Source organism: Lysinibacillus sp. DFXJR4, from assembly GCF_057196045.1.
The window spans coordinates 67,760-81,789 of record NZ_JBXUNW010000007.1 but is presented as its reverse complement, the minus strand read 5'-3'; the positions used below and the strand labels follow the sequence as shown (position 1 = coordinate 81,789).

The 14,030-nt window shown below is 37.6% G+C and carries 15 protein-coding genes; 10 read left to right on the top strand and 5 right to left on the bottom strand.

Features of this window, described 5'->3' with window-relative positions; translation table 11 throughout:
* From AC2CGN_RS15505 to AC2CGN_RS15490, 4 genes are all read left to right on the top strand, one after another.
* Nucleotides 1–936 carry a branched-chain amino acid ABC transporter permease gene (locus AC2CGN_RS15505; RefSeq protein ID WP_286925526.1) on the top strand — a complete coding sequence of 312 codons (936 nt, stop codon included), beginning with the start codon at nt 1–3 and terminating at the stop codon, nt 934–936.
* The gene (locus AC2CGN_RS15500; RefSeq protein ID WP_484514761.1) at nt 936–1,715 is read left to right on the top strand and encodes an ABC transporter ATP-binding protein; all 780 of its coding nucleotides are present in this window, start codon (nt 936–938) and stop codon (nt 1,713–1,715) included. The genes AC2CGN_RS15505 and AC2CGN_RS15500 overlap by 1 nt, the downstream gene beginning before the upstream one ends.
* Nucleotides 1,715–2,422, top strand: coding sequence for an ABC transporter ATP-binding protein (locus AC2CGN_RS15495; RefSeq protein WP_283870102.1), 708 nt, complete (start codon nt 1,715–1,717; stop codon nt 2,420–2,422). Before AC2CGN_RS15500 ends, AC2CGN_RS15495 begins: the two co-directional genes overlap by 1 nt.
* Before the next feature lie 137 nt (nt 2,423–2,559).
* Entirely contained in the window at nt 2,560–3,057 is a 498-nt protein-coding gene (locus AC2CGN_RS15490; RefSeq protein ID WP_484514759.1) for a cupin domain-containing protein, read from the top strand.
* 40 nt (nt 3,058–3,097) lie between these two features.
* Here the strand turns inward: AC2CGN_RS15490 and AC2CGN_RS15485 are convergent, their stop codons facing one another.
* Together AC2CGN_RS15485 and rluF are read right to left on the bottom strand one after the other, a co-directional pair.
* Complete coding sequence (locus tag AC2CGN_RS15485) at nt 3,098–3,817, bottom strand: DUF6904 family protein (RefSeq protein WP_484514757.1); 720 nt, start codon at nt 3,815–3,817, stop codon at nt 3,098–3,100.
* A 22-nt stretch (nt 3,818–3,839) separates the two neighbouring features.
* Complete coding sequence (gene rluF / locus AC2CGN_RS15480; protein WP_429983485.1) at nt 3,840–4,541, bottom strand: 23S rRNA pseudouridine(2604) synthase RluF; 702 nt, start codon at nt 4,539–4,541, stop codon at nt 3,840–3,842.
* 240 nt (nt 4,542–4,781) lie between these two features.
* On the opposite strand from rluF, the gene adh reads away from it, so the two are divergent.
* The 5 genes from adh (at nt 4,782) to AC2CGN_RS15455 (ending at nt 10,112) form a co-directional block, all read left to right on the top strand.
* Entirely contained in the window at nt 4,782–6,302 is a 1,521-nt protein-coding gene (adh, locus tag AC2CGN_RS15475) for an aldehyde dehydrogenase (protein WP_286925532.1), read from the top strand.
* Between the two features lie 21 nt (nt 6,303–6,323).
* Nucleotides 6,324–6,683 (top strand): DUF779 domain-containing protein, encoded by a 360-nt coding sequence (locus tag AC2CGN_RS15470; RefSeq protein ID WP_484514754.1) that lies wholly within the window; start codon nt 6,324–6,326, stop codon nt 6,681–6,683.
* A gap of 441 nt (nt 6,684–7,124) precedes the next feature.
* Nucleotides 7,125–8,093 (top strand): DUF4003 family protein, encoded by a 969-nt coding sequence (locus AC2CGN_RS15465; protein WP_484514752.1) that lies wholly within the window; start codon nt 7,125–7,127, stop codon nt 8,091–8,093.
* 44 nt (nt 8,094–8,137) lie between these two features.
* Nucleotides 8,138–9,565 carry an aldehyde dehydrogenase family protein gene (locus tag AC2CGN_RS15460; protein WP_484514750.1) on the top strand — a complete coding sequence of 476 codons (1,428 nt, stop codon included), beginning with the start codon at nt 8,138–8,140 and terminating at the stop codon, nt 9,563–9,565.
* A 67-nt stretch (nt 9,566–9,632) separates the two neighbouring features.
* Nucleotides 9,633–10,112 (top strand): acyl-CoA thioesterase, encoded by a 480-nt coding sequence (locus tag AC2CGN_RS15455; protein WP_054771407.1) that lies wholly within the window; start codon nt 9,633–9,635, stop codon nt 10,110–10,112.
* 43 nt (nt 10,113–10,155) lie between these two features.
* On the opposite strand, the gene AC2CGN_RS15450 is transcribed toward AC2CGN_RS15455, so the two are convergent.
* On the bottom strand, nt 10,156–11,466 hold the full coding sequence (locus AC2CGN_RS15450) for a protoglobin domain-containing protein (RefSeq protein ID WP_429983480.1): 1,311 nt from the start codon (nt 11,464–11,466) through the stop codon (nt 10,156–10,158).
* A 324-nt stretch (nt 11,467–11,790) separates the two neighbouring features.
* Here AC2CGN_RS15450 and AC2CGN_RS15445 point away from each other — a divergent pair, with 324 nt between their 5' ends.
* The gene (locus AC2CGN_RS15445) at nt 11,791–12,000 is read left to right on the top strand and encodes a hypothetical protein (protein WP_054771408.1); all 210 of its coding nucleotides are present in this window, start codon (nt 11,791–11,793) and stop codon (nt 11,998–12,000) included.
* A 240-nt stretch (nt 12,001–12,240) separates the two neighbouring features.
* On the opposite strand, the gene corA is transcribed toward AC2CGN_RS15445, so the two are convergent.
* Nucleotides 12,241–13,200: a magnesium/cobalt transporter CorA gene (corA, locus tag AC2CGN_RS15440; protein WP_286925537.1), complete on the bottom strand. Its 960-nt coding sequence runs from the start codon at nt 13,198–13,200 to the stop codon at nt 12,241–12,243.
* Between the two features lie 120 nt (nt 13,201–13,320).
* Nucleotides 13,321–14,001, bottom strand: a complete 681-nt coding sequence (locus AC2CGN_RS15435; RefSeq protein WP_484514747.1) for a class I SAM-dependent methyltransferase — start codon at nt 13,999–14,001, stop codon at nt 13,321–13,323.
* Nucleotides 14,002–14,030: the final 29 nt, after the last annotated feature.

Here is a 14,030-nt window from a genome sequence, read left to right as displayed (position 1 = left end):
ATGAAAAAGTCTAAAGTTTTCTGGGGCTATGCCGTATTAGCGCTAGTCATCTATGCAGTTGTACAAATTCTTATTACCTCTGGTGCACTTGATATTTACTATCAAAATATGCTAATAACAATGTGTATTAACATTATGCTTGCGGTCAGCTTGCATATTGTTATTGGGATTACAGGTCAATTTTCAATTGGACATGCGGGGTTCTTAGCAGTAGGGGCATATATCTCTGCTATTATTACAACAAAGCTTATGCTGCCATTCCCATTAGCAATCTTCTTAGGGGCATTAGCTGCAGCAGTTGCAGGATTAATTGTAGGTATTCCAACATTACGATTAAAGGGTGACTATTTAGCAATTGCTACACTTGGTTTTGCAGAAATTATTCGTATTATTTTCTTAAATACGGATTATGTAGGTGGAGCAGCAGGGATGCAGGTTAAATATTTATCCAATTGGACGTATGCATTCGTAGGTGTTTTTTTAACAATTCTAGTAATCTCAAACTTTACGAATTCTCGCCATGGACGCGCATGTATTTCGATTCGTGAGGATGAAATTGCAGCAGATGCAATGGGTATTAATACTACTTATTATAAAGTAGTAGCTTTTGCTATCGGTTCTTTCTTCGCTGGACTTGCAGGGGCAATATTTGCACATAATTTTTATATTATTCAGCCAACTACTTTTGGTTTCTTAAAATCATTTGATATTTTAATCTATGTTGTACTTGGTGGATTAGGAAGTCTTTCGGGCTCTGTTATTGCTGCGATCTTCCTAACTATGATTTCAGCTTACCTCGCAAACTTCCCAGAGACACGTATGATTATTTACAGCTTAGTATTAATTGTTGTTATGCTGTACCGTCCAACGGGTTTAATGGGAACAAAGGAAATTACGGATCTATTTAAGTTTGGTAAAAAAGGAGGTACAAAATAATGACTGGAAACCTTCTTATCAATGTTGAAAATATGGGCATTCAATTCGGTGGTTTAAAGGCTGTACAGGGCGTTAATATGTACCTAAATCAGGGTGAGTTAGTTGGTCTTATAGGACCAAATGGTGCTGGGAAAACGACAAGCTTTAATATGCTGACAGGTGTTTATACGCCAACTGAGGGTACTATTACATTTGATGGTATAAAGCTTAATGGGCTTGCTCCATATCAAGTCACACAAAAGGGTATTAGCCGTACATTCCAAAATATCCGTTTATTTAAAGAGCTGTCTGTTCTAGATAACGTAAAGGTAGCCAATCATTCGCTTGCTAAGCATTCAATGTGGTCCTCCATTTTCCGCTTGCCAAATCATTTTAAAGGTGAGGCAGAAATGGAGCTTCAATCCATTGAGTTTTTAAAAATCTTTGGTCTAGATATTTATAAAGATGAGCTGGCAAAAAACTTGCCATACGGAATGCAACGTCGATTAGAAATTGCTCGTGCCCTTGCAGCAAAGCCTAAGCTTTTATTACTTGATGAGCCAGCAGCAGGGATGAACCCACAGGAAACGCATGATTTAATGGAGTTAATAGCATTTATTCGGAAAGAATTTGGATTGACTATTCTTCTTATTGAGCATGATATGAGCTTAGTTATGGGTATTTGCGAACGGATCTATGTGCTCGATCATGGTCAACTAATCGCTGATGGGACACCAGAGGAAATTCGCAACAATCCAAAGGTAATTGAAGCTTACCTTGGTGAGGAGGTTATCAACTAATGCTAAAAGTACAGAATATAGATGTATTTTACGGAAATATACAAGCATTAAAAGGCCTCTCTTTAGAAGTAAACGAGGGTGAGATTGTTACATTAATCGGTGCGAACGGTGCTGGTAAAAGTACATTATTAAAAACATTGTCTGGCTTACTAAAACCTAAGGGAGGCATTATTGAATATGAGGGCTTCTCTATCGCAGGGAAGGCAGCTCAGTCAATTGTGAAATCTGGTATTTCCCATGTTCCTGAAGGACGTCGTGTTTTTGCCAATATGTCAGTAGAGGAAAACTTGGAGCTTGGGGCTTATCTTCGTAATGATAAAGCAGGCATAAAAAAAGATATGGACCACGTTTTTGAGCTATTCCCACGTTTACTAGAGCGTCGTAAACAGCAATCAGGAACATTATCTGGCGGTGAGCAACAAATGCTTGCAATGGGGCGTGCATTAATGGCAAAACCCAAGCTGTTATTAATGGATGAGCCTTCAATGGGGCTTGCGCCGCTCATGGTAAAAAATATTTTTAATATTATTGAGCAGGTCAATAAAGAAGGTACTACAGTATTGCTTGTTGAGCAAAATGCCAATATGGCACTGTCAGTAGCTAATCGAGCATACGTATTGGAAACAGGGCGTATTGTTCTTTCTGGTACAGCAAAAGAGCTACAAGAAAGTGAACAAGTAAAGGCAGCATATTTAGGCGGTTTATAAGAGAGAAGGCATCTCAATGTAGAGGTGCCTTTTTGCGTGTGGAAAGTCGGAGAAGTGAAGGATAGAAACTAAAAGAGACAGATAGCAGTAGCATTCTTCCTTTATAATTTGATATGGTGAATAAAAGGAGTGAGATTATGAAGTATTCAGCACAATATTTTATAGAAAAATTAAATTTAGGGGAGCATCCAGAGGGGGGATATTATATATCCTCGTTTCGAGCTTCTGAGGATATAGCGGTTAGAGATGTGCAAAGACCGATTTATACTAGTATTTATTTCTTATTACGTTCGCAGGATATCTCTCATTTGCATCGTTTGAAATCAGATGAGCTTTGGTATTATCATGCAGGAAGTCCTCTGACAGTACATATGATTTTTCCAGATGGTACATATGAGGCACGAAAATTAGGCTTAGATGTTGAAACAGGGGAAGTACCGCAAATAGCTGTACCGAAAAATACTATTTTTGGCTCCTCTGTAGAGGTAGAAGATACATTTAGCTTAGTTGGTTGCATGGTGGCGCCAGGCTTTGATTTTGAGGACTTTGAATTATTTACACAAGATGAGCTTTTAGCTGATTATCCTCAGCATGAGGGTGTTATTAGAAAAATGGCTTATCCATCGATTCGATAAAAAAGTGCCGTCTCAGCTAAATGTGAGACGGCACTTTTGTTTACCACAAAATTTTTTCAGGGTAATTGGTCTTTATTTCAATATCATGTAATGCCTTTTTTGTAGAAATGGCAGCTTCCATTAGCTGAGATTTGAGGGATACATACTCATCATCCTCTAACATTATGCGCAAAGCAAATGCCGCCAAATGGGCTTTCCGTTCCTCCCAGCTTAATTGAATATACTCTAGGTTCAGTATATCGATATATTGTGTAGCATAGCGAAATGTTAAGGGATTTTTCGTATGCAGCATTCTTAAAAATACTAAAAACTCTTCCTCATTTAGTTCTTGTTCAAGGCAATCAGCAACTGCCCCCTGGAATTTACGTATGGCAGCGACATCAATATTCCAATCAGAAGAATCGATTAACTCTTTGTGTAGTTGAATAAAGTCATTTAATGCAATGGCCACAAAGATAAGCTCAGGCCAAAGTATCTCCGTTGAGAAATAGGCGTTTTTATTAGGGAAAATTAATTCATGCTGTGTCAGAATACTTTTAGTAAGGCCATTACTGACAAATTCCAGTTGACGCTCCCCCTTAGTAGCTTGGCGTAAATTGTAGCAAACATTCAAGATACGAAGACGAGAACCTTGATAATCATAATATTTATTTTCATCCCCTGTTATTTTGTGAATAGCATTGATGAGCTCATCTAAATCCCAAAAGTCACCACTAATACGTGCTCCTGTTAACAGTTCAGTACTTTGTATTGAAAGCATAATTCTCTCCCCTTACCATGCTTTATTTAGGTGTGTATTGAAGTAGTTTGAATAGTTCTGCTCGTTCCTTGTCCGTTAAATCACGCCATTGCCCAACCTTTAAAGGCCCAAGTTTGATATTCATGATACGAATTCGTTGTAGACGCTTAACGGAATAACCGAGAGCTGAACACATACGGCGTATTTGACGATTTAGACCTTGTTCTAAGATGATTTTAAAGACTTTATCTGATATTTTTTCTACATGGCATGGCAAGGTTGTCGTATCTAAAATATCTACACCAGCCCCCATTTTCTTGATGAATTGCTCCGTAATTGGTTTATCAACTTGCACTATATATTCTTTTTCATGATGGTTTTCTGCACGGAGAATTTTGTTTACTATATCTCCATCATTCGTTAATAATAATAGTCCCTCTGATTCCTTATCCAGACGTCCAATATGGAAAATTCGTAGAGGATGATTGACAAAATCAACGACATTCCCTTTTATATGACGTTCAGTTGTACTAGTAATTCCAACTGGCTTGTTTAAGGCAATATATACGAGCTGTTCCTCTTTTTTTACCTCTTTTCCATCAACACAAACAACATCACCAGCTTCGACTTTACTGCCAACAGTGGCGACCTCTCCATTAATAGTTACTTTTCCCTCTTCAATCCATTTATCCGCACCACGACGAGAGACGATGCCAGTTTCACTTAAATATTTATTAATGCGCATATTGTTCTCCTATACATTTATATAATTTAAGTATACATTATCGTTGGTTACACCGTGAATGCTAGAAGCTTTTCTAGTAAAAATAAATTAATCGTAAAATTTTTAAAAAAGTTGAAATTATTTTTCGTTTCTGACAATATATTGAGTAAGAGGGTTTCTATGAAATTATTGTTATTTCGATATATAATAATAGTTTTTGTAGATATTTTCTCATTATTTTGTGTAAAGGGGAGAAGTAAAATGGTTTATGCATTTCCAAACACTGAAGGATCGGTAGTTCAATTCAAAGAGAAATATGATAATTATATTGGTGGAGAATGGACACCCCCTGTGAAAGGTCAATACTTTGATAATATCACTCCTGTTACTGGACAAGTTTTTACACAAGCAGCGCGTTCCACAGCTGAGGACATTGAACTTGCACTTGATGCAGCGCATGCCGCAAAAGATGCGTGGGGTAAAACATCCGCAACAGAGCGTGCAAACATTTTACTTAAAATTGCGGACCGTATGGAGCAAAATTTAGAAAAGCTAGCCGTTGCCGAAACATGGGATAATGGGAAAGCGGTACGTGAAACATTAAATGCAGATATCCCTCTAGCAATTGATCATTTCCGCTATTTTGCGGGTGCTTTACGTGCACAAGAAGGTGCAGTAAGCCAAATCGATAATGATACAGTTGCGTACCACTTCCATGAGCCTATTGGAGTAGTTGGTCAAATTATTCCTTGGAATTTCCCACTATTAATGGCTGTTTGGAAGTTAGCACCTGCACTTGCAGCTGGAAACTGTGTGGTGTTAAAACCTGCAGAGCAAACACCAGTTTCGATTATGGTGCTTCTTGAATTGATAGAAGATTTATTGCCATCAGGAGTCCTTAATGTTGTGAATGGCTTTGGTCTAGAGGCAGGAAAGCCGCTAGCATCTAGTCCACGAATTGGTAAAATTGCCTTTACGGGTGAAACAACGACAGGTCGCCTAATTATGCAATATGCTTCACAAAACCTTATTCCAGTTACATTAGAATTAGGCGGTAAGTCACCAAATATTTTCTTTGAGGATATTATGGATGAAGATGATGCCTTTTTAGATAAAGCAGTAGAGGGCTTTGTGTTATTCGCACTGAACCAGGGGGAAGTATGTACATGTCCTTCTCGTGCATTAATCCAGGAATCTATTTACGATAAATTTATGGAGCGTGTCTTACAGCGTGTAGAGGCCATTAAAGTAGGAAATCCACTTGATCCAAATACAATGATGGGTGCTCAGGCTTCAAGTGAGCAAATGGAGAAAATTCTTTCTTACTTAGATATTGGTAAGCAAGAGGGCGCTGAATGTCTAATTGGAGGAGAGAAAAACAATGTAGGTTCAGGCTTTGAAAATGGCTACTACATTAAACCAACTGTCTTCAAAGGGAATAATAAAATGCGCATTTTCCAAGAAGAAATTTTCGGTCCAGTTGTTGCTGTCACAACATTTAAAACAAAAGAGGAAGCATTAGAAATTGCGAATGATACATTGTATGGTTTAGGTGCAGGTGTATGGACACGTGATATGAATACAGCTTATCGATTTGGTCGTGGTATTCAAGCAGGACGTGTTTGGACAAACTGTTATCATGCTTATCCTGCACATGCAGCATTCGGTGGCTACAAAATGTCAGGTATTGGTCGCGAAAATCATAAGATGATGTTATCTCATTACCAACAAACGAAGAACTTATTAGTTAGCTACAGTGAAAACAAACTAGGTTTCTTCTAATCAGTAGGGAGGTGCATGAGCGTGGTCGAGCGTGTTTTAGCAACAGAAGAAGCGCTGGCACTAATCGAATTATTGCAAGAAAAGCATGGACCTGTTATATTTCACCAATCAGGCGGTTGCTGTGATGGATCTTCACCGATGTGTTATCCAGAGGGCGATCTTATACTAGGTGACCAGGATATTTGTCTTGGGGAGATTGGTGGAGCTCCCTTCTATATGCATAAAAATCAATATGATTACTGGAAGCATACACAAATAATTTTAGACGTGGTTGAAGGTAGAGGTGGCATGTTTTCACTAGAGGGTGTTGAAGGAAAGCGATTTTTAACAAGATCAAGGGCCTTTTCCACAGAGGAATTAAAGGAATTAGGATTAATTTAAACCTTTATTGTACTAAAAATTGCTCCTTGTAGGATAAGCAAAAAAAGATGTAGGATCATGTTTAAACAGCGGCAAAAGTGCAGTGCCGCTGTTTTTTTCTATGTTAATTTTTTTGAAAAAGTGTATGTAGGGCTATATTTCTTGGAGAGTTACGTAACAGTAAAAATTGCTGTATTCGGTCTTGTAGAGTTACTGTGAATAAAGATTTTTTTCTACTGGTTATGTTATTCAATATAATTACCTCCATTCGTATTTGTTATTTCCATTAAACCATATAAAATCGAGTAACATACATTACATTAAGCTTACTTTTTATGTTAATTGTTACAAACTGAAGATATTTTTTAGAATGTAGAAGATAAGTGGAGATTGGGTGATTTGTTATCTGAATCCTTTCAATTGGATTTTACGTATATAATAGAAAAAAGGAGTGTACTGAATATGGATTATGCTATGATTGAAAATCAATTTACTCAAACAGTGGAAGCGGTTTCGAAGGCTGCGGGCTGGACAGTTGACCGTAAAATTATCTTAGCAATCGCTAGCAAATATGTGGCGTCAGGGAAGAGCTTTGATTCTGTTAAATATAAAGAAGTATTACAAGAAATGAAGAAGCAATCATCATGGATGTCCCCTTTAAGAACAACAGTTGGGTACAGCATTGCTGCAAACTTGATGGAGCAAGAGGATGTAGAGCATGCTGTGAAAAATTTGCTAACAAACGTCTCAATAATGAAGGAAGCCAATTTTAGAAGTGGTAATTTTACCTTTATAGGAGCTCAGTTTTTAACTGAAGAGGAAAGCGGAAAACATGCACATGCACAGTCAGCGAGGGCTTTATTTGATGCAATTCGCAAGCATCATCGATTTTTAACGTCCTATGAAGATATCCCATATGCTGTTTTATTGAGTAGCTCAATGGATGATGTTGAAGTACGGGCGGAAACGATGAACCGTTATTATAAAGAATTACGTACCTACAATTTTAATGCTGGCAATGAACTACAATGGTTATCACAGGTACTGACTTTCTTATCTCCTCAATACGATAATAAGCTGGTATCAAGTGTTGTGACGATTCGCGATACATTAAAAAAACAGGATGTTAAAGTTAAAACGATGCATTACCCATTGCTTGGTTTTTTAGCCATTCTTGAGGTAAATAATGTTCACCTTCAACAAATTATAGATTTATATCATGAATTAAAGGGCATGAAACTTTTGAAATGGCATCGTGAATTTGTATTATTTATGGCTATCCAAATTGCTATTTATGATATAGCTAAGGTGCAACAATCTTTATCCATGACAATCATGTCGTCTATTGAATTATTAATTCAAGCACAACAGGCTGCAATGTTAGCAGCGGTTACTGCAGCTACTGTAGCATCTAGTTCAAGCTCTTCGTGATAAAATAAAGAATGAATATGATTTTATGGAGGTGCAATTGAAGGATGAAGGAAACAAAACTTTGGATTAATGGTCAGTGGCAGAATGCACAGGAAACATATGAGCTAAGTTCACCATATAGCGGTGAGGTTATTGCAAAGGTTGCTAAAGCGTCAATTGCAGATGTTGAACGGGCGATAGAAGGTGCACAGGAGACATTCCAAACATTTAAAAAGACAACAGCTTACGAACGAGCAGAAATATTATATAAAGTTGTCCATATCATGCGACAGCGTAGAGAAGAATTTGCAGAAATTTTAGCCTTAGAGGCAGGTAAACCTATATCAGCAGGTCTAATGGAAATAGAACGTACAATAGCAACCTATCAATTTGCGGCAGAGGGGGCAAAGCAGGCTAAGGGTGAAACAGTCCCAATGGACGCTGCACCTGGAGCAGGCGATCGTATTGGCTGGACAAAGCGTGAACCGATTGGGGTTATATCCGCCATTACGCCATTTAACTTCCCGTTTAATTTAGTAGCACATAAACTAGGTCCTGCCTTTGCAGTAGGAAATACAGTTGTATTAAAGCCCGCAACACAAACACCATTAAGTGCAATTATAATGGCTGAAATTTTTCAAGAAGCAGGTTTGCCTGACGGAGCTCTTCAAATATTGACAGGTAGTGGTGGAGAGCTTAGTGATACACTCGTTACACATCCGCTTGTGAAAAAGGTGACTTTTACAGGAAGCGGTAAGGTTGGCTTGGGTATTAAAGAGAAGGTTGGTTTGCGGAAAGTAACGTTAGAGCTTGGTTCTAATGCTGCGGTTATTGTCGAACCTTCGACACCAATTGATAAAATTATAGCTCGTTGTGTTGGAGGTGCCTTTAATTTTGCTGGACAAGTTTGCATTTCATTACAACGAATTTATGTACATTCTTCGATCTTCGATGATTTTACAAAGGCATTTGTAGCGGAAACAGAAAAATTAGTGGTAGGAGATCCATTAGATAGAAATACAGATGTGAGTGCAATGATTCATCCAAATGAGGTGGAACGCATTCGCCAATGGATTGAGGAGGCAAAAGAACAGGGTGCGGTAGTCGCAACAGGGGGGGCATTCACAGAAAGAACATTAACGCCGACTGTTATGACAAACGTTACTCCTGATATGAAAGTTGTTTGTCAGGAAACTTTCGCACCAATCGTCTCAATTGTTTCATATGAAACATTAAACGACGCTATTCGACTAGTAAATGAGTCGGAACTTGGTTTAAATGCAGGAATATACACGAATGTATTGTCAGATGCACTATATGCAGCAGATGAATTACAGGCAGGAGCAGTTATTATAAATGATATTCCGACATTTAGAGTGGATAATATGCCATATGGCGGCATAAAAATGAGTGGCTATGGTCGTGAAGGGATTAAATGGGCTATAGAGGAAATGACAGACATGAAATTTATCACGATGAAAAAATCATTCTAATTTGCATCAACTTCTTTTCTGCGTTACGATGACGAAAGAACATTCATGAAGGGAAGTTGCAAAAATTATGACAAACAACGCTATGCCAATGAGTCAGTCACGTACTGTTCAAACGCGTCTCGTGTTACCGCCAGATACCAATAACCACAACTCCATTTTCGGTGGAAGAGTGTTAGCCTATATTGATGAAATTGCTGCTGTTACTGCAATGAAGCATGCTAAAGGACATGTAGTGACAGCTTCTATTGATTCTGTTGACTTTTTATCAGCCGCCCATGTAGGAGATATTTTAGAAATTGAAAGTATTGTTTCATCAACGGGCCGTTCTTCAATGGAGGTCTATGTTCGAGTTACTTCCAGAAACATTGAAACGGGTGAGGAGAAATTAACGACCGAATCATTTGTAACGATGGTTGCAGTAGATGATGATGGGAAGCCTAAGCCAGTTCCGGCAATCTACCCTGAGACAGATGAAGAAAAACGTCTTTTTGAAACAGGACCAGCTCGACGAGAGCATCGTAAACAAAAACGTTCATTACCACATTAAAGAAAAGGGAGATTGACAACCTGTCAATTTCCCTTTTTACGTTTCACATGTTTAATTCATTCACCACATTAATAAGCGAGTCAGAAGAAGAGGAAACAAGTGTGGCACCTTGAGAGAGCTCAGTAATTAAATTTGAAATGGCAGAAATATCTCTTGATGTATTGACATATTGCTGCTGAATACCAGAGACAGCTTCAGCGATATCATTAAATGATTTGGATAAGCTATTTTGCGTGTCTACACTATGTTGAATTTTTTGATCCACATTAATAACAGAATTCGACATGGTTGTAATATTACTTTCCGTTTCTTTAATGAGATGAGAAACATTTTGTACAGCATTTTTTGTCTCTTCAGCAAGCTTTCGTACTTCCTCTGCTACAACAGCAAAGCCTTTACCATGCTCCCCAGCGCGAGCTGCCTCAATAGATGCATTCAATGCTAATAGATTTGTTTGATCTGCAATACCTGTTACTAGTCCAACAATCTCGGAAATCTTTTGAGAGGAGGTGCGTAACTGATTCATTGTGACCTCAAGACCATTTACACTTTGTAAAATAATTTGTATTAAATCGTTTTGCTCTTGTAACTGCTGTTGGCCACGTCTAGATTTTTCCTTCGTATCAGCAACAAAGCTTAAACCTTGCTTAGTGGCTACCGCAATATCATCTGTTTGAGAGGAGATAACTAATAGGGAAGCCGCTGTTTCATCACTAATAGCGTTCAGCTCCTCAGCTGTGCTTTGAATAGTTGTCACAAGTGCATGCTTTGTTTCATCTGCTGCTGTGCGTATACGTTCTTCCTCTTTTTCGTAGGCTTCAATGACAAGCTGTTGCTCAAAGTTAATAATTTTACAGAAGGCATTGATAGCAAGAATCGCATCATGCTTTGAAATATCTAATTTGTTAGCAAAGCTTGTAAATGTTGAAGTTAAAGACTGAAATGAGGCGATATACCATTTTGATTGAAGACCGATTCGAACGTGGGTTTCTGCAATTGCCTTTCGTTCGTCAATATAGGAGTCGTTGATACGGCTTTCAAAAATATCACTAAGGTGCTTATGTAAAGTAACCTTTAAACGATCAATCTGTGAAGTTCTATTAATAATATCTAATAAATCTTGACTTAAGCTAATGGCTGCATAGAATTGATCAACCATTTCAGGGATTAAATCCTTTGCTAAAGGCTGTAACTGTTTAATAATGGCTAAATCCTCAACCGTTAAATTTAAAAGTTGTAATTGTTTTTGAAGTTTTGGATGGTTAGAGATATCCAACTGTACATTTTTTTTATAGTTTTCAGGTGCTATTGTAATTGAGTAGCTTGAATCGTTCTTTTTTGTAAACCAACTCATTGTTGTTTGCTCCATTCTTTATAAATCCATTTTAAGTATATAAATTTATAGTAAACTTAAACTATTTATCCTTATGTTGGAATTGCTACGTTTGTAAGTTTGCGAAATATATGGTATTTAATCTATTCTACTATTTTTTGTCGTATATTTGGTTAAAATTTTCATTTATTTCTATTATTTTTTTAATGACTATTGTTTAAATGTCATGAAATAGACGATTGAAAGTATCCCAGGTGGTTTGTATTTAAAATGGGAAACCTGTAAAATACGAACTGTTTAGAAAGTAATAATTGAGCGTAAAAAGAATGAGGAGGTATTATTTAAATGGAGAAGAAACGTTTCAAGTTTGTCATACCCGTGATGGTAATTGTCGCAATCGGTTCGGTTTATATGCTACGTAACTATTATGCTGAAGTGCCAGACGTGGAGCAGTTGTTAATTACTATTTGTGCAACATTAGTTTCTGGTGTACTTGCATACTTTTTATTCCCACAGCAAGGGGAAAACAAAATTGATGATCGTGGACCCTATTAATGTAGAGCAGGCATCCTAGATAACCTTCTAAGATGCCTATTCTATATTTATCTTCATTCAGCAGAAGACTCCCACCTCTACAGGTGATGAGAAGAATGCGGTTTAGGTTCCTTTTCAGTGGGTGTGCAAACACCTACTGAATGAAGATAAAGCCCCCGGCGGATGTCACGGATTTTAAAAGGAATGAATTGTGAGGGCACAATTCAAAATCCGGACGCAATTACGCCAAGGCGAAATTGATTAAGGTTTAAATAATTTGAACCAGCCCTTCCATTTAAAGACCGCCAGCATAAAGATCACAATAAGTATCATAATAGCTAGGACGATAAAGTAGCTGTATTTGCCATGAAGCTCAGGCATATTGTCAAAGTTCATCCCATATACACCTGCAATAAAGGTTAATGGAATAAAGATTGTTGACACGATGGTTAAGGTCATCATAATGCCATTCATACGACTGGAGCTCATTGCCATATAGCTGTCGCGCATATCGGCCGTCAGCTCACGGTTGGATTCCACCATTTCTGTTAGCTTTAGCAAGTGATCATAAATATCTCCGAAATAAGCTCGTTCTGATTTATTTAGTGAGAATCGATATGAATTAAGAATCCGATATAATAAATCGCGCATTGGTAGAATTGTGCGCCGTAAATCAAGTAAGTCACTACGAAATTCGAATACGATTTTCATGGCATTTAGATTACTTTGATAGTTTAATTCATCTTCTAGTGCATTCAAATGATCCTCAATTTTATAGACAAGTGGGAAGTAATTGTCAACGATTTTATCGATTACCTGATAGGTTAAATACACTGTACCACGTTCCCAATTTTTCGGTTGCTTTTCTAGCATATTCTGCACTCTATCGATTTCGGGAGCAGTATTTTTATGAAAGGTTACAATAAATTTATTGGAAACAAAAATATTAACTTCCTCTGCTGCTAATTCTTCATTCACTCTATGAATAACAAAGAAATGGAAATCATCATAAAAATCGAGCTTTGGTCGCTGTAAACGCAATAAGCAGTCTTCTATAGCAAGTGGGTGAAAATGAAAAAACGTATCCAATAGCAGCTCTTCTTCAGTAGTAGGGCAATCAAAATCGACCCAATACCATTCAAAATGATTATTGTTTATTTCCTCGATAGGAAAACCCTTTATGAGTTGTTGATCCTTCGTAATCCCGATTGTGCGTATCACAGCGTTCACCCCAATTCTGTTGATTTTAATTTTCTAGGAATAATCGTCCTCATAGAGTAATACATTTATCTTCATCGAAAGCAAAGTGGCAGCTACAATTACGCCAAGGCAAAATTATTTTTAGATTTCCTTATAGCATATCCATCCACCAAATAAAGTAGTGGCAAAAAATCTGGATGGTTTTGTAAATCCTGCCTCTTGAAGTAGTGTTAAAATATCCTCCTCAGGCATAAAAGAAAGGGAGCGTATGGATTTTTCCATATCAGCTACCTCTAAGGAAGATAGCTTTGTATGCTGCAGCCAATAGGCCCGCCATAAATCAAATTGTAGTTCGGTCTCTAAAGAGCCAGGCTGCCCATATTTTGAAACAAGAACAAATGGTGCACCAGGCTTTAAATTATTTGCTATTTCTTTCAATGTTGCAAGCTTTTCTTGAGTCCCATTGATAAAATGCAGCACTAAAATACAGCTAGCTGCATCAAACTCTCCAGAGGGTAACTTCGTATCCAGCATAGTTCCCTGGTATAATGAAATTTGATTAGGCAAAGATTTTAATCGTTCCTCCGCTACATGTAACATGGCCTCAGAAGGATCGATGCCCACAAATGACCAAGTTGGTTTATGCTCTGCAAGTTGTAAAATTTCATTGCCGCTCCCAGAGCCAACTATTAGCAATTCAGCTTTCTCAGATAGTGTGTATTGATAAAAGGTTTGTGTTAACCGTAGCATGGCATCGTAACTAGGTAATGTTCGACGAATACCCTTTTCGTATTCGTTTGCTAGTGTGTTATTAAATTCCATAGTGTCTCACATGCCTTTCCCAAAGAATT

Coding starts and splice junctions, on each gene's coding strand:
- AC2CGN_RS15495 (WP_283870102.1), top strand. CDS start 1,715: ATGCTAAAAGTACAGAATATAGATGTATTTTACGGAAATATACAAGCA.
- adh (WP_286925532.1), top strand. CDS start 4,782: ATGGTTTATGCATTTCCAAACACTGAAGGATCGGTAGTTCAATTCAAA.
- AC2CGN_RS15455 (WP_054771407.1), top strand. CDS start 9,633: ATGACAAACAACGCTATGCCAATGAGTCAGTCACGTACTGTTCAAACG.
- AC2CGN_RS15435 (WP_484514747.1), bottom strand. CDS start 14,001: ATGGAATTTAATAACACACTAGCAAACGAATACGAAAAGGGTATTCGT.
- rluF (WP_429983485.1), bottom strand. CDS start 4,541: ATGCGCATTAATAAATATTTAAGTGAAACTGGCATCGTCTCTCGTCGT.
- AC2CGN_RS15500 (WP_484514761.1), top strand. CDS start 936: ATGACTGGAAACCTTCTTATCAATGTTGAAAATATGGGCATTCAATTC.
- AC2CGN_RS15445 (WP_054771408.1), top strand. CDS start 11,791: ATGGAGAAGAAACGTTTCAAGTTTGTCATACCCGTGATGGTAATTGTC.
- AC2CGN_RS15490 (WP_484514759.1), top strand. CDS start 2,560: ATGAAGTATTCAGCACAATATTTTATAGAAAAATTAAATTTAGGGGAG.
- AC2CGN_RS15465 (WP_484514752.1), top strand. CDS start 7,125: ATGGATTATGCTATGATTGAAAATCAATTTACTCAAACAGTGGAAGCG.
- AC2CGN_RS15450 (WP_429983480.1), bottom strand. CDS start 11,466: ATGAGTTGGTTTACAAAAAAGAACGATTCAAGCTACTCAATTACAATA.
- AC2CGN_RS15460 (WP_484514750.1), top strand. CDS start 8,138: ATGAAGGAAACAAAACTTTGGATTAATGGTCAGTGGCAGAATGCACAG.
- AC2CGN_RS15485 (WP_484514757.1), bottom strand. CDS start 3,817: ATGCTTTCAATACAAAGTACTGAACTGTTAACAGGAGCACGTATTAGT.
- AC2CGN_RS15505 (WP_286925526.1), top strand. CDS start 1: ATGAAAAAGTCTAAAGTTTTCTGGGGCTATGCCGTATTAGCGCTAGTC.